The organism is Ramlibacter ginsenosidimutans (assembly GCF_016654015.1).
In the GTDB taxonomy this organism is placed as follows: Bacteria; Pseudomonadota; Gammaproteobacteria; order Burkholderiales; family Burkholderiaceae_C; genus Ramlibacter; species Ramlibacter ginsenosidimutans.
Map to the genome: position 1 here is coordinate 146,333 of NZ_JAEPWM010000004.1, position 18,138 is coordinate 164,470.

Annotated in this window: 22 protein-coding genes; 8 read left to right on the forward strand and 14 right to left on the reverse strand. The window is 69.7% G+C overall.

From position 1 onward, the window contains the following. The first annotated feature begins 97 nt into the window (after positions 1-97). The 4 genes from JJB11_RS11830 (at position 98) to JJB11_RS11845 (ending at position 3,777) form a co-directional block, all read left to right on the forward strand. Positions 98-1,249 (forward strand): aromatic ring-hydroxylating oxygenase subunit alpha, encoded by a 1,152-nt coding sequence (locus JJB11_RS11830; protein WP_201170914.1) that lies wholly within the window; start codon positions 98-100, stop codon positions 1,247-1,249. Then, positions 1,250-1,903, forward strand: coding sequence for a 3-isopropylmalate dehydratase small subunit (leuD, locus tag JJB11_RS11835; protein WP_201964785.1), 654 nt, complete (start codon positions 1,250-1,252; stop codon positions 1,901-1,903). Further along, positions 1,903-2,802: a DMT family transporter gene (locus tag JJB11_RS11840; RefSeq protein ID WP_201170917.1), complete on the forward strand. Its 900-nt coding sequence runs from the start codon at positions 1,903-1,905 to the stop codon at positions 2,800-2,802. Before leuD ends, JJB11_RS11840 begins: the two co-directional genes overlap by 1 nt. 87 nt (positions 2,803-2,889) lie before the next feature. Continuing rightward, positions 2,890-3,777, forward strand: coding sequence for a sulfurtransferase (locus tag JJB11_RS11845; RefSeq protein WP_201170919.1), 888 nt, complete (start codon positions 2,890-2,892; stop codon positions 3,775-3,777). A gap of 29 nt (positions 3,778-3,806) precedes the next feature. Here JJB11_RS11845 and JJB11_RS11850 read toward each other — a convergent pair whose 3' ends face one another. Together JJB11_RS11850 and JJB11_RS11855 are read right to left on the reverse strand one after the other, a co-directional pair. After that, a complete protein-coding gene (locus JJB11_RS11850; RefSeq protein WP_201170922.1) occupies positions 3,807-4,286 on the reverse strand; it encodes a VOC family protein in 480 nt (159 codons plus the stop codon). A gap of 408 nt (positions 4,287-4,694) precedes the next feature. Continuing rightward, positions 4,695-5,006: a hypothetical protein gene (locus JJB11_RS11855; RefSeq protein WP_201170926.1), complete on the reverse strand. Its 312-nt coding sequence runs from the start codon at positions 5,004-5,006 to the stop codon at positions 4,695-4,697. Positions 5,007-5,109: 103 nt separating this feature from the next. Between JJB11_RS11855 and JJB11_RS11860 the strand changes: the two genes are divergently transcribed. After that, complete coding sequence (locus JJB11_RS11860) at positions 5,110-5,580, forward strand: hypothetical protein (RefSeq protein WP_201170930.1); 471 nt, start codon at positions 5,110-5,112, stop codon at positions 5,578-5,580. Positions 5,581-5,653: 73 nt separating this feature from the next. Here the strand turns inward: JJB11_RS11860 and JJB11_RS11865 are convergent, their stop codons facing one another. The 7 genes from JJB11_RS11865 to JJB11_RS11895 all read right to left on the reverse strand — a co-directional run bounded on the left by JJB11_RS11865 (position 5,654) and on the right by JJB11_RS11895 (position 11,386). After that, positions 5,654-6,154 (reverse strand): hemerythrin domain-containing protein, encoded by a 501-nt coding sequence (locus JJB11_RS11865; protein WP_201170937.1) that lies wholly within the window; start codon positions 6,152-6,154, stop codon positions 5,654-5,656. A 27-nt stretch (positions 6,155-6,181) separates the two neighbouring features. Further along, the gene (locus JJB11_RS11870) at positions 6,182-6,361 is read right to left on the reverse strand and encodes a hypothetical protein (RefSeq protein WP_201170938.1); all 180 of its coding nucleotides are present in this window, start codon (positions 6,359-6,361) and stop codon (positions 6,182-6,184) included. Between the two features lie 131 nt (positions 6,362-6,492). Next, positions 6,493-7,311, reverse strand: a complete 819-nt coding sequence (locus JJB11_RS11875) for an alpha/beta hydrolase (protein WP_201170943.1) — start codon at positions 7,309-7,311, stop codon at positions 6,493-6,495. A gap of 22 nt (positions 7,312-7,333) precedes the next feature. Continuing rightward, on the reverse strand, positions 7,334-7,843 hold the full coding sequence (locus tag JJB11_RS11880) for a hypothetical protein (RefSeq protein ID WP_201170945.1): 510 nt from the start codon (positions 7,841-7,843) through the stop codon (positions 7,334-7,336). Between the two features lie 142 nt (positions 7,844-7,985). Further along, positions 7,986-8,708, reverse strand: coding sequence for a tyrosine-protein phosphatase (locus JJB11_RS11885; protein WP_201170947.1), 723 nt, complete (start codon positions 8,706-8,708; stop codon positions 7,986-7,988). A 97-nt stretch (positions 8,709-8,805) separates the two neighbouring features. Beyond that, positions 8,806-9,006, reverse strand: coding sequence for a hypothetical protein (locus JJB11_RS11890; protein ID WP_201170948.1), 201 nt, complete (start codon positions 9,004-9,006; stop codon positions 8,806-8,808). A 307-nt stretch (positions 9,007-9,313) separates the two neighbouring features. Beyond that, on the reverse strand, positions 9,314-11,386 hold the full coding sequence (locus tag JJB11_RS11895) for an ATP-dependent helicase (protein WP_201170950.1): 2,073 nt from the start codon (positions 11,384-11,386) through the stop codon (positions 9,314-9,316). A gap of 70 nt (positions 11,387-11,456) precedes the next feature. Here JJB11_RS11895 and JJB11_RS11900 point away from each other — a divergent pair, with 70 nt between their 5' ends. Continuing rightward, positions 11,457-12,365, forward strand: coding sequence for a DUF72 domain-containing protein (locus JJB11_RS11900; RefSeq protein WP_201964786.1), 909 nt, complete (start codon positions 11,457-11,459; stop codon positions 12,363-12,365). Between the two features lie 71 nt (positions 12,366-12,436). Continuing rightward, positions 12,437-12,928 carry a DUF4019 domain-containing protein gene (locus JJB11_RS11905; protein ID WP_201170954.1) on the forward strand — a complete coding sequence of 164 codons (492 nt, stop codon included), beginning with the start codon at positions 12,437-12,439 and terminating at the stop codon, positions 12,926-12,928. Between the two features lie 6 nt (positions 12,929-12,934). Here JJB11_RS11905 and JJB11_RS11910 read toward each other — a convergent pair whose 3' ends face one another. From JJB11_RS11910 to JJB11_RS11930, 5 genes are all read right to left on the reverse strand, one after another. Then, positions 12,935-13,513, reverse strand: coding sequence for a DUF4142 domain-containing protein (locus tag JJB11_RS11910; protein ID WP_201170956.1), 579 nt, complete (start codon positions 13,511-13,513; stop codon positions 12,935-12,937). Between the two features lie 37 nt (positions 13,514-13,550). After that, a complete protein-coding gene (locus JJB11_RS11915; protein ID WP_201170959.1) occupies positions 13,551-14,183 on the reverse strand; it encodes a DUF4142 domain-containing protein in 633 nt (210 codons plus the stop codon). 67 nt (positions 14,184-14,250) lie between these two features. After that, positions 14,251-15,804 (reverse strand): hypothetical protein, encoded by a 1,554-nt coding sequence (locus JJB11_RS11920; protein ID WP_201170962.1) that lies wholly within the window; start codon positions 15,802-15,804, stop codon positions 14,251-14,253. A gap of 202 nt (positions 15,805-16,006) precedes the next feature. After that, positions 16,007-16,864 (reverse strand): ZIP family metal transporter, encoded by an 858-nt coding sequence (locus tag JJB11_RS11925; protein WP_201170965.1) that lies wholly within the window; start codon positions 16,862-16,864, stop codon positions 16,007-16,009. Between the two features lie 62 nt (positions 16,865-16,926). Beyond that, complete coding sequence (locus JJB11_RS11930; protein WP_201170967.1) at positions 16,927-17,814, reverse strand: dienelactone hydrolase family protein; 888 nt, start codon at positions 17,812-17,814, stop codon at positions 16,927-16,929. A 105-nt stretch (positions 17,815-17,919) separates the two neighbouring features. On the opposite strand from JJB11_RS11930, the gene JJB11_RS11935 reads away from it, so the two are divergent. Next, positions 17,920-18,132 carry a 4-oxalocrotonate tautomerase gene (locus JJB11_RS11935; protein ID WP_277988819.1) on the forward strand — a complete coding sequence of 71 codons (213 nt, stop codon included), beginning with the start codon at positions 17,920-17,922 and terminating at the stop codon, positions 18,130-18,132. The last annotated feature ends 6 nt before the right edge of the window (positions 18,133-18,138 follow it).

The window sequence follows — 18,138 nt, forward strand, 5'->3', positions numbered from 1 at the left end:
CCCAAGTGCAGCCGGAGGGTAGAATCGCCCTCCCTTCTCTGTCGCGCTCCAAGCGTGGCCCTGCCCCTTCATAGGGGGAGTCTCTAGGTCAGGTGAAATGTCTGATTTAAGTCTTCAGCTACAGCAGGCCGCAAGCCAACTTTCCGTTTCCAGCTACTTCGACCCAGCGCTGTTCGAGCGCGAGATGGAGCTGATCTTCCAGCACGGGCCCCGGTACCTGGGGCACGAACTCGCCATTCCCGAGGCTGGGGATTACTACGCACTGCCGCAGGAAGGCGAGGGGCGCGCGCTGCTGCGCACCCGCAACGGCATCGAGCTGATCTCCAACGTGTGCCGGCACCGGCAGGCGGTGATGCTGCGCGGGCGCGGCTCGGTGAACGCGAGTCCTTCGTCCGGGGGGAACATCGTGTGCCCGTTACATCGATGGACCTACAGCGCCGGCCAGGGCGGCAAGGCGGGCACGCTGCTGGGCGCGCCGCACTTCGCGACGGACCCCTGCCTCAACCTCAACAACTACGCGGTCCAGACCTGGAACGGGCTGGTGTTCGAAGGCGGCGGCAAGCACTTCGACGTGCAGCGCGCGCTGGCGAAGCTGGGGCCCAGGGCGGACCTGGACTTCAGCGGCTACGTGTACGACCGCACCCAGCTGCACGAGGTCGACTACAACTGGAAGACGTTCATCGAGGTCTACCTCGAGGACTACCACGTCGGCCCCTTCCATCCGGGCCTGGGCAACTTCGTGACCTGCGATGACCTGCGCTGGGAATTCGGCCCCGAATACTCGGTGCAGACCGTGGGCGTCGCCGGCAAGCTCGGCAAGCCGGGCTCGGACGTGTACCGGCAATGGCACGAGCAGGTGCTGCGCTACCAGGACGGCCGCATGCCCAAGCACGGCGCGGTGTGGCTCACGCTCTATCCCAACGTGATGGTCGAGTGGTACCCGAACGTGCTGGTGGTCTCCACGCTGTTCCCCAAGGGCCCGCAGAAGACGCTGAACGTGGTGGAGTTCTTCTATCCCGAGGAGATCGCCGCCTTCGAACGCGAGTTCGTGGAAGCCCAGCAGGCCGCCTACATGGAGACCTGCGTGGAGGACGACGAGATCGCCCTGCGCATGGACGCGGGCCGCAAGGCGCTGATGGAGCGCGGCGACAACGAGGCCGGGCCCTACCAGAGCCCCATGGAAGACGGCATGCAGCACTTCCACGAGTGGTACGGCGACGCCATGGGCCCGCGCCCGGCCCGACCCTGAGTGCCGGCCTTTCCCGAAGGCCTGCACCGCGGCATCGTGGTGCCCCTGGACCGGCGCAACGTCGACACCGACGCGATCTTTCCCAAGCAGTACGGGCGCTCGACCGCGAAGAGCGGCTACGGGCCCGTGCTGTTCGACAACTGGCGCTATCTCGATCCCGGTGACCTGGACAGCGACCACGCGCGGCGCCGGCCGGACCCCGGGTTCGTGCTGAACGACCCCGCGCTGCGCGGCGCAACGGTGCTGCTGGCCGAGGAGAACTTCGGCTGCGGCTCCAGCCGCGAACACGCCGTGTGGGCGCTGCGGGATTACGGTTTCCGCGCGGTGGTGGCGCCCAGCTTCGGCGACATCTTCCGCCAGAACTGCGCGCTGAACGGCGTCGCGCCCATCGTCCTGGCGCCGCGCGAGGTCCGCGCACTGTTCGACCTGGCGCAACTCGGGCCGCTGGAGGTCCTCATCGACGTGCACGAGGGCCGGCTTGCGGCCGGCCCGCACGCGTTCGCGTTCCAGCTCACGCCGCGGCAGCGCCTGCTGCTGACACAGGACGTGGACTGGATAGGCGCGACGCTCGCGCAGCGCGATCGCATCGCGGCCTTCGAGGCCGAGCGCCTCGCGCGCCAGCCCTGGCTCGCGCGCATGTTCCCGGGCCGCTGATGGACGCGCTGTGGATGCTCGCCGCCTCCCTGTTCTTCGCGAGCATGGCGGTCTGCATCAAGTTCGCATCCGCCTGGTTCAACGCCGCCGAGCTGGTGTTCTGGCGCGGCCTGCTCGGCATGGTGGTGATGGGCTTGTGGGCGCGCTCGCGCCGCACGTCGCTCGCCACGCGCTATCCGGTCATGCACGCGTGGCGCAGCCTGGTCGGCGTGCTGTCGCTGGGCGCCTGGTTCTATGCGATCGCCGGATTGCCGCTGGCCACCGCCATGACCCTCAACTACATGAGCAGCGTCTGGATCGCGGCCTTCCTGGTCGGCGGCGCGCTGGTGGCGTGGAATCCGCGCGCGGGCACCGCTGTCATCACGCGCCAGGGGCCGCTGGCGCTGACCGTGCTCGCGGGCTTTGCGGGCGTCGTGCTGATGCTGCGGCCAACGATCGGCTCGCAGCAGGTGTTCGCCGGACTTGTGGGGCTGCTCTCGGGCGTTCTCTCGGCCTTCGCCTACCTGCAGGTGATGGCGCTCGGGCGCATCGGCGAGCCGGAGGTGCGCACGGTCTTCTACTTCGCCGCCGGTTCCGCGGTCGCCGGTGCCATCGGCATGACGCTGGCCGGCGTGTCGCCGTGGGATTGGGGCCATGCCGCGTGGCTGTTGCCGATGGCCGTGCTCGCGTCGCTGGGCCAGTGGTGCATGACCCGCGCCTACAGCCACGGCGCGACGCTGCTGGTGGCGAACCTGCAGTACTCCGGCATCGTGTTCGGCGCGCTGTACAGCCTCGCCTTGTTCGGCGACCGCATCCCGCTGGCCGGCTGGGGCGGCATGGCCCTGATCTGCGCGAGCGGCATCGCCGCCACGGTGCTGCGCTCGGGGGCGGCCCCGGATGCGCCGGCGGAGGAGCATTGAAGGGTAAGGGGCTAGGGGCTAGGGACGAGGGAAACAGCCACAATACCGCCAGCCCTGATCCCTAGCCCCTAGCCCCTAGCCCCTGCGATGTACCCCACCCTCATCTCCCCCGAGCAACTGATGGCCTTGCAGGCCGCCAAGGCCCGCGTGATGGTGTTCGACTGCAGCTTCGAGCTGATGGACGCCACCGCCGGCGAGAAGCACTACCTGCAGTCGCACATTCCCGGCGCGGTGTACGCGGACCTGGACCACGCCTTGAGCGACAAGGGCACGCCCGACGCGAGCGGTGCGCCGCAGCCGCATCCTGGTGCGGCATCGGGCGGACGCCATCCGCTGCCCAGCCGCGAGAAGTTCGCCATGTGGTTGTCCAGCGTGGGCTTCGCCAACGACATGCAGGCCGTGGTGTACGACCGCAATGGCGCGAACTACTGCGGGCGGCTGTGGTGGATGCTCAAGTGGGCAGGCCACGAGGCCGTCGCCATCCTCGACGGCGGACTGCAGGCCTGGCAGGCCGCGGGGGGCGAGGTGCGCTCGGGCACCGAGCCTTCGCACTTCCAGTCGAACTTCGAGCTCGGTGAGCCCTTGCGCCGGCTGGTCGTCACACAGGAGGTCGCGCAGGCGCTCGGCCAATCCGCGCTGACGCTGATCGATGCCCGCCCACCGCAGCGCTTCCGCGGCGAAGTCGAGCCGCTCGATCCGGTTGCGGGCCACATCCCCGGCGCGCTCAACCGGCCGTTCGCGCAGAACATCGGGGCGGACGGACGCTTCAAGCCGCGCGAAGCGTTGCGCGCCGAATTCGACGCGCTGCTTGCGGGTCGCGATCCGGCCAGCGTCGTGCACCAGTGCGGCAGCGGTGTCAGCGCCGTGCCGAACCTCGTTGCGATGGAGCTCGCTGGCTACGCCCCCACGGGCTTGTATGCAGGCAGCTGGAGCGAGTGGTCGCGCACGCCGGGGCTGCCGGTGGAAAAGGGCTGAGCGCACGCGCGGGGGCGTGCGATCGAGACCTACCCCTTCCTCGCCCTCTCCACCCCCGCCACGTCGATCTTCCCCATCCCCATCATCGCCTCGAACACGCGCTTCGCTTCCGCGCGATCGGCGCTCGTGACGCCCTCCATCAGCACGCGCGGGGTGATCTGCCAGGAGATGCCCCACTTGTCCTGGCACCAGCCGCAGACGTTCTCCTTGCCGCCGTTGCCGACGATCGCATTCCAGTAGCGGTCGGTCTCGGCCTGGTCCTCCGTCGAGACCTGGAACGAGAACGCCTGGTTGTGCGGCGTGCCGGGGCCGCCGTTGAGGCCGAGGCAGGGGATGCCCAGCACGGTGAACTCGACCATCAAGGGGTCGCCTTCCTTGCCGGCCGGATAGTCGCCGGGCGCGCGGTGCAAGGCGCCGACCTTGCTGTCGGGGAAGGTGCGCGCGTAGAACTCGGCAGCTTCCAGGGCGGTGCCGTCGTACCAGAGACAGATTGCATTCTTGGGAAACATGGTGGCTCCTGCGGATGACGAGGGAATGACCATGTTAGACGTCGCGCGGTAGGCTGGTGGTGAGCCGCAGGCGAACCCCAGCTTGCTGCGCTACGCTGGATCGCTGGGGTTCGCGTTGCTCACCGCCAGCCTACGAGCGCCCGTCGCGGCGCCCGTCGTCTTCCCCGCAGGGGCCCGACTGCCCATCGTCGCGGCAGGCGGCGTGCGGTGCGGGCCCGCATGAAGGGCATCGCCTGGAAGCCGGCGCGCGCAGCCGCCGACCGATGCCCAGCGGGCCTGCACCGCACGCCGCCTGCCGCGACGCCCACGGACTTCCGAAGAGCGAACCTCTACGTGCGTCTCGGAGATCGGCGAAGAGCCAAAAAAAAGCCGGGCAGTGCCCGGCATTCGATAACGCACCGAAATCGTTCAGGGACGGTTGCCGTAGGACGAACCCGTCGTCGTGTTCGGCGATCCACCACCTGCGACCGCACTGCCGGCGCTGGCCGTGCCCTGCGCGGACTGCGCAGCGCCCGTGCCCAGGCCGCCATTGAGCCCGGTGCCGGGCACGTTGCTGCCCTGCGTGCCGGAGCCCGAGGCGCCGGGCGGCGCGTCGCCACCGGACGAACCGGAGTGCGACGTGGAGCCGGCGATGCCGGAGGGGCCGCCCGAGGGGCTGTCCGGTGCTGCGGGCTTCACGACCTCCACGCCGTTACCGGTGCCGGGACTGCCCGGCGCCACGGCGTTGTTCTCGGCGTGCTTGCTGCATGCGCCGAGCGCAAGCGAACAAGCAGCGGCGAGAGTCAGGAGAGGCCAGGAGCGCCGCATCGTCGATCAGCGAGACGTGCCAGCGGTGCCGGCGCTGCCGGTCGTGCCCGTGCCAGTCGTGCTGCCCGTGGTGCCACTGGCGCTGCCGGGCGTGGACGACGTGGTGTCCGTGCTGGAGCCGGTGGTGCCGCTCGCGCCCATCGAGGTGCCGCTGCCGGTCGCGGAACCGGTGCCGCTGGCGCCCGCGGTGGTGCCGGTGCTGGGGGTCGTGGCCGTGCTGCCGGACGTGGAGCCGGTGCCGCTGGCCGTGGTGCTGCTGGTCGTGTCGCTCGGCGACGTCGAGGTGGACGGCATCGTGCTCGAGCTCGACGAGCTGGCGCCGGTGTCATCATGCTTCTTGCTGCAGGCGCTCAGCGACAGCGCCGCCATCAGCGCGAGCGCGGCACATTGCGCGATCGGGGACTTGATCATCAGGAACTCCTTGAGTGTTGGACTACTGGTATTGAGAGAGCTGGCAGCGGCTCCCGCTGCCTGCGGCTCACTTTAGTGGGGGGCTTCCCCTGCCGTGTCGTCTCGTACTGTCGATGACTGTAGGACGGGACAAGGCTGCGTCGGGCCGATCAGGCGAGTGCGTGAGCGAGTGCATCCTCACGCAACGCTTCTGCAACGGCGCGCAATTCTTCCTTCCGAACCGTGAGCGAACGTGCCAGCGACTGCAGGTCCAGGCGCGACGCCATGATGCGGTTGAACACCTGTTCGCGTTCCTGGCGGACGTGGCGCTCCACGTATTCGGCGAGCACCGCCACGCGCGCGTCGTACAACTCGTCCTCGGCCGAGGTCGCGAGGATCTGCGCCACGAATTCGCGCTGGCTGCCGTGCTGCTCCTCGGCCTCGTCCATCACGTCGTCGTCCTGCAGCGCCTCGCGCACGGCCGGATAGAACAACTCCTCTTCGAGCCGTGCATGGATCGTCAGCTCCATGCAGATCTCCTCGGCGAGCGCACGCCGCTTGAGAGCGGGGGCGTGGTTCTTCACCAGCTCGCGGTAGGACTGGAACAGGGCGTGCACCGCGAGGTGGTCTGCGTCCAGCAGGTCGATGGCGTCGGGCGCTTGTTTCTTCATGGATGTGCGTCTCTGTGGATTGACGGGTCAGGAACGGCCGCCGCGTTCGTGGCGGGTCTTCACGAACTGCGGCATCACGGGGGCAGCAGGCGACCCCTGGTTGCCGCCGGTGGCGGCGGGCTGCAGGTCCTCGGGCCGCTCGGAGCGCGCGCGCTCCTTGCGCGGCGCTTCGGGCGGGGTCGTTGACTTGCGCTTGCTGTCGTTCATGGGGTGCCTCACGGTGAAGACCTACTCTAGAGATGCGCCCGCCGGGCGCTGTCAGTGTGCGGACGCCGGTGATGTAGGAAAGAGGACCTTCAGCGGCACGCCGGGCGCGCGGGGCGGCCCGGCGTCGCTGCTCAGAGGCGGCCGAGGGCCGACATCAGCGCCTTGCGCACCGTGGGGAACTGGTGCACGTCGCTGTGGCCCGCGCCGTCGACGCGCAGCAGCTGGGCCGAGCGCATGGACTTGACCAGCGTCTCGCTGTGGCGGATGGGGATCAGTTCATCCTTCTCGCCGTGGATCAGCATCACCGGGCCCAGCAGCTTCGCCGCATGTTCCAGTGTGTGCAGCGGATAGCGCAGGACCTGCAGCGGGACCCACGGGTACAGCTCCGCGGCCAGCACCTTCATGCTGCTGTAGGGCGACACCAGCAGCGTGAGGTCGGGTGCGTGACCTTCCGAGGAGAGCTGCGCGGCGAGCCCCGCGGCCAGGCCCGTGCCGAGCGACTGGCCCGAGATCACCACGCGCTTGCCTTCGTACATGGGCGCGAGCTGGTGCCACACCGCAACGACATCCGAGCGCAGTTGCTCCTCGCTCTCGATCTGGCCGCTGCTCTTGCCGAAGCCGCGGTAGTCCAGCATCACCACGTCGAAGTTGGCCTGGCGGAACGCGTCGAGCTCGACGAACCACTTCTTCAGGTTGCCCGAGTTGCCGTGCAGGAAGAAGAACACGCCGCGCGGGTTGGGCCGCATCAGCTGCGCGACCGACAGGCGCGCGCCGGGCACCTCGACGAAGAATTCGCGGGTGTCCTCGTCGTCGCAGATCGGCTCGTCGAGCGGCAGCGGCGCCGGTTCGAACAGCAGGCGTTCCTGCCGGAAGTAGAGCCACCCGATGGCGCCGACATAGATCGCGCCGATGGCCAGCAGGACCGATGCGGAGAAGATTGCGTAGACCATGTTGCCTCCCCCCCGCACCGCCTTAGCGACCGCGCTTGTTGTCCGGGTCACTGGGACCATTCCGGTCGGACATGCCCGGCCCCGGGGCGCCGAGCTCGCCGGCATCGCTGGGGTTCTTGTCGTTCCAGGTGCCGCCGGCGCCGGTCACCTTGCCGCGCGGATGGATCTCGTCCGTGCCGTCGTCGAAGTTCAGCGCACCGCCACCCATCGGCTTGTCGTCGGCGGCGCCGTGGTCCCGCTCGTTGACGCCGGAGGGCGCGACCAGGTCGGGCTGGTTGTCGCTGGTGACGCCGATCTTCGCCGGGCCGTCGCCACGGTAATCCTGGTCCGCCGGCGATTCGTCGGCCATGGGCATGCCCTTCTCGTCACCGGCCATGGGTCGGGCTATGGTGCGCGGCTCCTGCAGGTCGGGGCTGATGCCGGTGCCACGCGCCGAGGCCTGGCCTTCGGTGGCCGAGCGGCCCACGTCCGGCGAGGGGCGGTCCTGGTCCTTGCGAGGCATCCCGTCTCGGGACTGTTCCTGGTTGGGCATCACGGACTCCTTGTTGCTGCGGATCCGGGCTGAGTCGCCCGTCCTGACAACCGAGTCTTGGTGAGCCGCCAAGGCAGACCTGTCGGCTCTGCCCGGCGGCTCGCGTAGGAGGCCGGCGCGAGGCCCGGCAGGAAGGACTACGCTAGCGCGGGCCGGCGTGGAGATACAGGTGGCGCAGGCGTGCGCGCTCCGGCTCGCGCAGCGCGAGCCCCTCCGCGAAGTACTGTTCCAGCGAGCCATACGCGGCATCGACTTCGTCGAAGGCCGCCTGCAGGAACTCCGGGTGCACGCGCCACAACACCTCCATGGCCTCGCGCGGCAGTCCCATGCTGCTGGCGTCGGGCAGGCGCACGCGATCGTTCGTGAGCAGGTAATCGTGCATCACGGCCGCATCCGACGCACCGACCGCCTTCAGCAGCAGCGCCGCCGCAAAGCCGGTGCGGTCCTTGCCGGCCGTGCAATGGAACACCGTGGGCTCGTCCGACGCGAGCAGGTGGTGGAAGAACTCCGCAAAGCGCGGCGTACTGTCGCGCACGAAACCGCGGTACGTGTCCTGCATGTGCGCGGTGACGTCGGCCCCGGTCAGGGCGTGGCCGGAGGCGACCAGCTCGCTCAGCTTCTGCACGATCGTCGGCTCGATGGGCAGCGAGTGCACCGTCACGCCTTCCAGCCGGCACGCCGCCGACGTGCGCTCGTGCACGCCGCGGAAGTCGAGCACCCGCGTGATGCCGAGGGCGCGGATCTGCGCCGCGTCGTGCGCATCCAGCGCGCCGAGATGGTCGGACCGGTAGAGATGGCGCAGGGGCAGGCCGGGGCCGCGGGCCTCGCCCACGTGGCGGAAATTCGAGGAACTGGCGAAACGCATCCCTGCATTGTCGCGCGCCGGTGTCCGGAAATGAAAATGCCTGGCGGTTCGCACCGGCCAGGCACCTCGCGCGCCGGTGGGCGCGCGCGTCTCCAGCTTACTTGCTGCTGCGCGAAGACTTGCTGCCGGAGCTGGAACTGCGGCCGCCCTTGGCGCTGGCGCGCTCGCTCTGGGCGCGGCTGTTCTGCGTGCTCGCCTTGCCGCCCTTGCTGGCGGCCTGCGCGCGGCTCGACTTCCCGGAGGAGGACGACGAGGACGACTTGGAAGAACCCGAAGGCGAGGAACTACGAGATGCCATAGCTTTGCTCCTTTGGTTGCATGCATCATCGGCCGCACATGACTTCCGGCGGCCACCTGCTCACACTAGGCAGACCATGCGCGGACCCTGTCGGATCAACCCGGTGGCTCCGCGTAGGAATCGCCCTGCCCGTGGCGATCCTCGGGTGGGCAAGGTGCGCATGCTCCGGAGCGCATGGGCGCGCAGCACCGTGCCGTCAACTGCGGCACTGTAGGGACGGTGCTGTTGCCTCGTGTCGGCGCGGCACGCGGCTCGATGTAGGACGGCATCGTTGGATGCGCCCGGGCCTGGAACTTCCCGGTGGCCGCTACTTCCAGGCCGCGCGGGCGCGCGCCCTCACCTGCATCAAGGGCGCCTGCGGCTGCACGCCGGGAGCGCCCAGCGATGCCGGCGCCGGCGGCCACGCGACCTGCTCGAAATGCGCGAGCATGCCCTCGCTCACGAACCGCGTGCGGCCCGCGTACACATGGCGGTCGCCGCCACCCGATTGCTGCGTGACGTAGAAACGCTGCGGCACGAGCAGGTGCAGTTGCTCCTTGGCGCGCGTCATCGCCACATAGAGCAGGCGCCGCTCCTCCTCGATCTCCTCGGTCGTGCCGGTGGCCATGTCGCTGGGAATGCAGCCATCGACCACGTTGAGCACGTGCACCGCGTGCCACTCCTGTCCCTTGGCGCTGTGGATCGTCGACAGGATGAGGTAGTCCTCGTCGCGCAGCGGCGGTCCGCTCTGGTCGCTGGTGACCTCGGGCGGATCGAGCGTCAGCTCGGTCAGGAAGCGCTCGCGGCTGCCGTAGCCGGCGGCCAGGCGCGCGAGCTGTTCGATGTCGAGCTTGCGCACCTGCGGGTCCTCGTGCAGGCGCTCCAGTTGCGGCAGGTACCACTCCTTCGCCAGCTCCATGTCGGCCGGCCAGGCGAGCCCGGGTTGCGCCAGGCTGGCAAACAGGCTGGCGAGCCGGCTCCAGTCCTCGCGCGCAGCGGCGGGCGGCTCGAACTCCTGCAAGGCGCGGTGCGGGTCGCCGGCTTCACCCATGGCATCGAGCAGGCGCGTGGCGCTCGCCGCGCCGATGCCAGGCACGAGCTGCACGGCCCGGAAGCCCGCCATGCGCCCGCGCGGGTTGTGCGCGAAGCGCAGCACCGCCAGCAGGTCCTTGATGTGCGCGGCCTCCAGGAACTTGAGGCCGCCGAACTTCACGAAGGGAATGTCGCGCCGCGCCAGTTCGAGCTCCAGCGCGGCGCTGTGGTGGCTGGCGCGAAAGAGCACGGCCTGCCCCTTCAGCGCGGTGCCGGCCTCGCGCTGGCGCAGCACCTGGTCGGCCACCCAGCGCGCCTGTTGCGCCTCGTCGGGCACCAGCACCAGCTGCGCGCGCTGGCTGGCCGTCTTGTCGGTGAACAGGTTCTTGCTGTGGCGCTCGCGCGCGGCGGCGATCACGGCATTGCTCGCGTCGAGGATGGGCTGCGTGCTGCGGTAGTTGCGCTCCAGCGTGACCACGCGCGCCGGTTGCGCGAACCGGTGGGGAAAGTCGAGGATGTTGCGCACCGTGGCGCCGCGGAAGGAATAGATGCTCTGCGCATCGTCGCCGACCACCGTGACGCCCTGGCCGGTGGGCTTCAGCGCGAGCAGGATCTGCGCCTGCAGCGCGTTGGTGTCCTGGTACTCGTCGACGAGCACGTGGTCGAAGCGCGCACCGACCTCCTGTGCGAGCGCGGGCTCGGCCATCATGTCGGCCCAGAACGCCAGCAGGTCGTCGTAGTCCAGCACGTTCTGCTGCTGCTTGGCCTCGACGTAGGCGCCGAACAGTTTCTTCAGCTCGTCTTCCCACTGCGTGCACCACGGGTAGGTGGACTGCAGCACGAGGCCGAGCGGATCGCAGGTGTTCATCACCCGCGAATAGATGCCCAGGCACGTGCCCTTGAGCGGGAAGCGCTTGCGCGCCTCGGACAGCCCGATCTCGTGCCGCACCAGCCCCATGAGGTCCTCGGCGTCGCCGCGGTCGTGGATGGTGAAGCTGTCCTCCAGGCCGATGCGCGCCGCGTACTCGCGCAGAAGGCGCGCGCCGATCGCGTGGAAGGTCCCGCTCCAGGGCAGCCCGGGCAAGGCCTGCTTGCCGGCGAGCCCGAGCGCCTGCTGCAGCACGGTGCCGACGCGCCGTTCCATCTCCTGCGCCGCGCGCCGGCTGAAAGTCAGCAGCATCATCCGCTGCGGGTCGGCGCCGTGGCGAATCAGGTTGGCGACCCGATGCGCGAGCGTGTTGGTCTTGCCCGAGCCCGCGCCGGCGATCACGAGCAGTGGCCGCGTGTCGGCCGCGCTGTCGCCGGTGCCATGGGTGGCGGCTTCACGTTGCTGCGAATTGAGGGCGGCGAGGGGGTCGGGCGACTGCATGCGGGTTGTGTCTCGTAGGCTGGTGGTGAGCGAAGCGAACCCCAGCGCTCGATGGCTGTATATTAATCCAGTGGACTCCAACATCCTCGTCGGCACCGCATCGTGGACCGACAAGACGCTGATCGCCTGCGGCCGCTTCTATCCGCGGGGCTGCACGACGGCGGAACAGCGCCTGCGCTTCTACGCGCGCGAGTTCCCGCTGGTGGAGGTCGACTCCAGCTACTACGCCATGCCGCTGCCGCAGACCGCGCAGCTGTGGGCCGACCGCACGCCCGAGGGCTTCACCTTCAACGTCAAGGCCTTCCGCCTGTTCACGGGCCACCAGGCGCTGCCGACGGCGCTCGATCGCGACCTGCAGAAGGCGCTCGGTCCGCAGCTCCCTCGCACCCTCTACTACGACAAGCTGCCGACGGAGATCCGCGCGGAGCTGTGGCGGCGGTTCCGCGCGGCGCTCGCGCCGCTGCAGGCCGCGGGCAAGCTGGGGGCCGTGCACTTCCAGTTCGCGCCCTGGCTGCTGCGCAACCGCGAGAGCATGGCGCACGTGGAGCACTGCGCCGAACAGATGCAGGGACACCTGGTGGCCGCGGAGTTCCGCCACGACACCTGGTTCTTCGGCGAGCACCTCGAGCGCACGCTCGCCTGGGAGCGCGAACTGGGGCTCGTGCACACTGTGGTCGACTCGCCCCAGGGCTTCGCGAACTGCGTGCCCTGCGTGTGGGACGTGACCAATCCGCGCCTGGCCATCGTGCGCCTGCACGGGCGCAACAAGGAGACCTGGAACAAGAAAGGGCTGGCCGCCTCGTCGAGCCGCTTCGACTACCAGTACAGCGCCGACGAACTCGCGGCCATGCTGCCGGAGATCGCGCATCTTTCCACGCAGGCCCGGCGCGTGCACGTGATCTTCAACACGAACCACGAGGACCAGGGCCAGGTCGGCGCCCGGATGATGCGCGAGCTGCTCGCGGTAAACGCCCGGTAAATGATCCCAGCCCGGCAGGAGGGCGGGCGCGAGCCGCTAGACTGCACCCCGTGTTTCCCTGGAGCCATTGCATGAAGTCGAGTTTCCGCCGTTCCCTCGTGGCCGCCGGCCTGGTGGCCTGCGCGCTGGCCGCGCATGCGCAGACGCCGGCGAAGCCGGCCGCTGCCGCAGCGTCCGCGACCGCGCCTGCCGACAACGGCATTGTCAGCAACCCGGAGTATGAGAAGGCCGGCCTCAACGCGGCGCACGCCTGGCTGCTGCTGCTGGATCGCAAGGACTGGGGCACCGCCTGGGACGCGTCGAGCCAGGTGTTCCGCGCCTCCGTCCCCCTGGGCACCTGGATGGACAACGTGCCCAAGCTGCGCGACCCCTTCGGGGCCTTCGTCGAGCGCGAGCCCGGCGTCCCCATCTACCGGAAGACCCTGCCCGGTCGCCCCGCGGGCGACTACGTGACGATCGCCTTCACGTCCAAGTTCGCCAAGAAGGAGAAGGTCATCGAGCTGGTGACCACGGTGCGCGAGTCCGACGGCCACTGGCGCGTGACCGGCTACGGCGTCGAGTAGGCACGCTCAGACTGCGCGCTGCCCGCGCAGCGATGCGCTGGGCAGGGCCTTGCCGGCCTTCGCATAGGAGAAGCGCAGCGACGGCAGCTGGCGTTCGGCCCAGGCCTTGAGCACCGGGTCCTCCGCCTGCGCCGCCACCTTCTCGTAGTTGGCGATGTCCGCCTGCGCGGAGGTCAGCACCACCTCGTCGACGAAGAGCCGGTCGAACTTGGCGCCGTTGAGCTTGCCCAGTTGCTTGAGCACCTTCGACTGCCGGTTGCTCGGCATAGGCGGCGCCATGCCCCGCACGTGCAGCAGGCGCAGCATCTCCGGCTGCACCGTCTGCTGGCGCGAGAGCAGCGTGCTGGCGAGGTCCTTGACCGCGGGATTGTTCGTGCGGTCCTGCGCGAGGCGGGAAGCCTCGGCCTCGAAGCGCAGGTTGGCTGCGGCGATCTGCAGGAAGCGCCGCTCCAGCCGCTGCACCGTCGGCAAGGGCTTCGCCTGCGCGGCGGCCGAGGGCGCATAGGCCTGGGCCGCGGCAGCGCCTGCGGACACGAGCGTGAAAAGCACCGCGGCTGCAAGCGCGGGGAGAGAGGGACGGGGCATGGGGGACCTCCGGGTCATGCCGACGAGCGCGCGGGCGTCAATGCTTGCTGCCGCCCATCGTTGCCGCATTCTGGCCCGATTCGGGCAGCTTCTGCGCCGCGGCGAGATGCTCCCTCAGCGTGGGCAGGGACTTCTGCGCGAAGGCCCTCAGCTCCGGGTCCTTGACGTCCTTGCTGGCCTTCTCGAAGGTCTTGATGTCCTGCTCGTGCGCCTTGATGCCCACCTGGCGCACGAAGTCGCGGTCGAACTCCGCGCCGCTCTTCTTGCCGAGCTTGTCGATCTCCCCCCGCAGTGAGTGACGCGGCGCCGGCGGCAGCTCCACGCCGCGCGCGTTGGCGATCTTCACCAGCTCGTTGTTCGCAGCCGTGTGCTGGTCCACCAGCATGTTGGCGAAGCTGCGCACCTGCGGGTCGGTGGCCTTGCTGGCCGCGAGCTGCGCGACCTGCACCTCGAACATGCCGCTGTCCGCGGCCTGCTCGATGAATTTGCGGTCGCCGCGCGCGATCTTCTGCGATGGCGGCGGGGTGTTGCGCGTGCCGGTGCCGGGCTGCGCCGCGGGTGCGGCTTGTCCGCCGGTCATGGAAGTGCCCGCGCCTGCCTGTGCATGCGCCGCGGGCAGTGCGAGTGCCAGCACCAGCAGGACGGGCGCGGCGATGAATCGTTGTTGCATGGTCTCTCCCCGGACAAAGAAATGCGGCGCCGCTTGCGCGGCGCCGCCGGATTGCTCGCTCAGTGCCTCACTTCTTCGTGCTGCTCGAGCCGCTGCTGCCTGAGCCGCTGCTGCCCGTGCTGCTCGATCCCGTGCTGCCGCTGCCGCTACTGCCGCTACTGCCGGTGGTGCCGCTACTGCCGCTGGCGCCGCTACTGCCGGCGCTGCCGCTACTGCCGGCGCTGCCGCCACTCATGGTGCTGCCCGCGCCGCCCATGCCGCTGGAGCCGGCAAGGCTGCTCGAGCCGCTCTGGCCGGTGGAGCCATAACCCCCCGATGAGCCCGAGCCTTGCTGCGAGCCGGCCGCGCCCGGGCTGCCCTGCGAGCCGCTGCTGCCCGAACCGGACGAGCCGGCCATGCTGTTCTGCCCCTGGCCGCCGCTGCGGCTGTTGCGCCAGCTGGTGAACTCGTCGCTGAACTTGCGATAGCGTTCCTGGCGCCAGTTCTGGTAGTCGTTGTCCAGGTTGCGAATCTGTTCCTCGCGCCACTGGTGATAGTCCGGGTCGTGGTGCTGGCCGCCGACGTGCGTGTGCGAGCCCGTGCCGCCCTGGCCGTAGCTGGAGCCCTGGTTGCCGTACCCGCCACCCCCCTGCCCCCAGTCGCTCTGGCCATAGCCCGCGCCGCTGCCGCCGTAGCTGCCGCCCTGGCTGCCACCCTGGCTGTGGCTGCCGCCGTAGCCGCCCTGTCCGTAGCTGCCCATGCCGCCGCCGCCGAAGTTGCCCTGGCTGCTGCCGTAGCCGCCGCTCGTGCCGCCGCCGTAGCCCTGGCCTTGTGGGCCCTGGCCCATGCTGCCCATGCCGCCGCCGTGGCTGCCGTAGCCGCCCTGGCCGCCGTAGCCGGGCGGCTGGTTGTGCCCCTGGCCACCTTGCCAGCCTTGCGTGCTGCCGTAGCCGCCGCCGCCCTGCCCGTAGCCCGGGCTGCCGCCATAGCCGCCACCGCCTTGACCATACGTGCCGCCGCCCATCTGGCCGTAGCTGCTGTTGCTACCGACGCCGCTGCTGCCCATCTGGCCGTAGCTGCTGCCGCCCATGCCACTGCCCTGGCCGTAGCTGCCGTGCATGCCGCCGCCCTGGCCACCGCTCCAGGCGCCTTGCTGGGCGCCATAACGCTGCCAATCGGTCTGGCCTGCCTGGCCGCCCCAGCTGCCCTGGCCACCCTGGCCACCTTGACCACCCTGGCCGAAAGAGGACTGGCCGTAGGTCTGGCCGCCCTGGCCGTAGCTGCCACCCGAGCCGCCGTAGCCGGGCGACTGCATGCCACCGGACTCGCGACCCCAGCCGCCCTGCCCCTGGCCGCCCTGGCCCTGTCCGTAGTCGGAGCCGGACGAGCCGCGGCCGTAGCCATGGGCTTCGCCGCCATAGCCTCCATAGCCCGAAGACTGCTGCGAGCCGAATTCGGAGCCCGAGCGGCCCTGCGCTCCGCCGGAGCCCTGGGCGCCCTGGCCGCCTTGTCCTTGCCAGTTGCTGCGCAATTCGCTGCCGCCGTAGCCTTGTCCGCGATCCTGCTGCGGGTCGCTGCCGCTGCCGCTGCTGCTGCCCCAGCGGCCCTGCCGCTCGCGGTCTTCGTAGTCACGAGACGCCATGTTGATGCTCTCCTTCGATGAATGTGGGTTCATTTGCGACGAAGGCTTCTTGCAGCTCATGGAAAGGGCCGTGTCCTCCATCGACCACTCAGCGTAGGACCGCGCAGGAGGCCCTCCTGTCGGACAAGCTCCGATGGCATGTAGGACTGCGATTGCGTTCCTGTGCACACGGAACCTTGGTGCGCGGCGTGCCGCGTCGCACCTACTCGTGCGCGAGCGTGCTCACGACGATGACGAGCGCGATGCCCAGCAGCAGCCACGCGATCTGCGCGAGCGTTTCGCGCGCGCCCAGCCGCTTCTGCAGTTGCGGAATCAGGTCGGCCAGCGCGACATAGATGAAGCTGCTGCTCGCCACCACCAGGAAGAAAGGCAGGTAGCCCGCGAGCCGGTCGATGATCCACCACCCGGTCAGGCCTCCGAGCGGGGTCACGGCGCCGGCGAGCGACACCTTCACCAGGGCGGCGCGGCGGCTCGCGCTGGATTGGCGCAGCACGGCGAGGTCGCCGATGTGGTGCGGCACTTCGTGCGCCAGCACGGCGAAGGCGGCGACCAGCCCCAGCCGCGGATTGGCGACGAACGCGGATGCGATCAGCACGCCATCGCCGAAGCAGTGCACGCTGTCGCCCGTGAGCACGGCCCAGCCGCCGGCACGGCGCGGCGCCTGCGCGTCCGCGTGTGCATGCGAATCCGAATGCGAATGGTCGTGGCCATGCGCATGGTCGTGCACTCGCTGGTGCTCGCCTTCGACGCCGTGGTGGTGTTCATGCCCGTGGTGCCACAGCTCCGCCTTGTCCAGCAGGAAGAAGAACACGAGGCCCACGAGCAAGGTGGCGAACAGCGGTTGCGCCGCGCGCCCGCTCTGCATCGCTTCGGGCAGCAGGTGCATGAACGCGGTGGAGAGCAAGGCGCCTGCGGCCAGGCTCAGCAGGTGCTGCTCGGCCAGCCCGCGGGACTCTCCGCCCGTGCCCTGCTGCCAGCCCAGGCGCATCAGCGCAGCCGCGAGCCACACGCTGCCGATGCCGGCGCACAACGTGGCAAGGAGGATGATGAGGAGATTCAAGGACTCGTTGCGGCACCGGCGCCGGTGCATCCGTTCGTTGTTGTTGTTCCTGCTGGCCGCACTCAGGCCACGCCGTGCTGGCGGAACCAGTCCAGCGCGCGCTTCCATCCGTCCTCCGCCGGCCCCTGCCGATAGCTGGCCCGGTAGTCCGCGTGGAAGGCGTGCGGCGCATCGGGATACACCACGAAGTGCGAAGCACGGGCCGCCGGCGAACCCTTCGCCAGCACCGCCTTCATCTTATCAATCGTCTCCAGCGGGATGCTGGGATCGGCCCCGCCGTACAGCCCCAGCACTGGCGCGCGCAGCGCCGCGCCCAGGTCGATCGGGTTGCGCGGCGTGACTTCGCTGGTCGTTCCCACCAGCCGCCCATACCAGGCCACGCCGGCCTTCACCGGCGCATGCGCGGCGTACAGCCACGCGATGCGGCCGCCCCAGCAGAAGCCGGTGATGCCGGCGCGGCTTGCATCGCCGCCGTTGCCCGCCGCCCAGTGCAGCGCGCCGTCGAGGTCGGCCAGCACCTGCGCATCCGGCACCTTGGCCACGACTTCGGACTGCAGCTTCGCCAGCTCGCCGTACGCGCCGGGGTCGCCCTGGCGCGCGAACAGTTCCGGCGCAATGGCCAGGTAGCCCGCGTGCGCGAGGCGGCGTGCGGTGTCGGCGATGTACTCGTGCACGCCGAAGATCTCGTGGACGACCAGCACCACGGGCAGGTTGGTGCGGCCCGCCGGCGCGGCGCGATAGGCGGGCACCTGGAAGCCGTTGACCTGGTAGGTGATCTCGCCCGCGACGAGCCCCTCGCTTGGCGTGCGGATGGCCGTCTGCGCCGCCAGCCGTCCCGCCGCGGCGGCGTAGCCCACGCCGAGCGCGGCCTTGAGGGCCGTGCGCCGGCTGGCGGGCGCGCCACCCGGCAGCAGGGCGCGCAAATCGTTCTCGAAGTCGGCGTTCGACATGGGAGTTCGTTCCTGGACAAAGCGGCGAGTCTGGGAGTCTACGCGGCAGAGAGACGGGCAGACTCCTCGGCCCGCCGCGTCCGGACTGCAGCAGACTACGGGGTTTTGCAACCAGGAGAACTCATGCCCACCATTCGCGTCGACCTGTTCGAAGGCCGCACCCCGGAACAGAAGCGCAACCTCGTCAAGGCACTCACGCAAGCCTGCGTCGACACGCTGGGCAGCAAGCCCGAGTCCGTGGACATCCTGCTGTTCGACATCAAGCCGTCCGACTGGGCCACCGGCGGCGTGCTCTGGTCGGACAAGCCGAAGTCGTAAGGGACG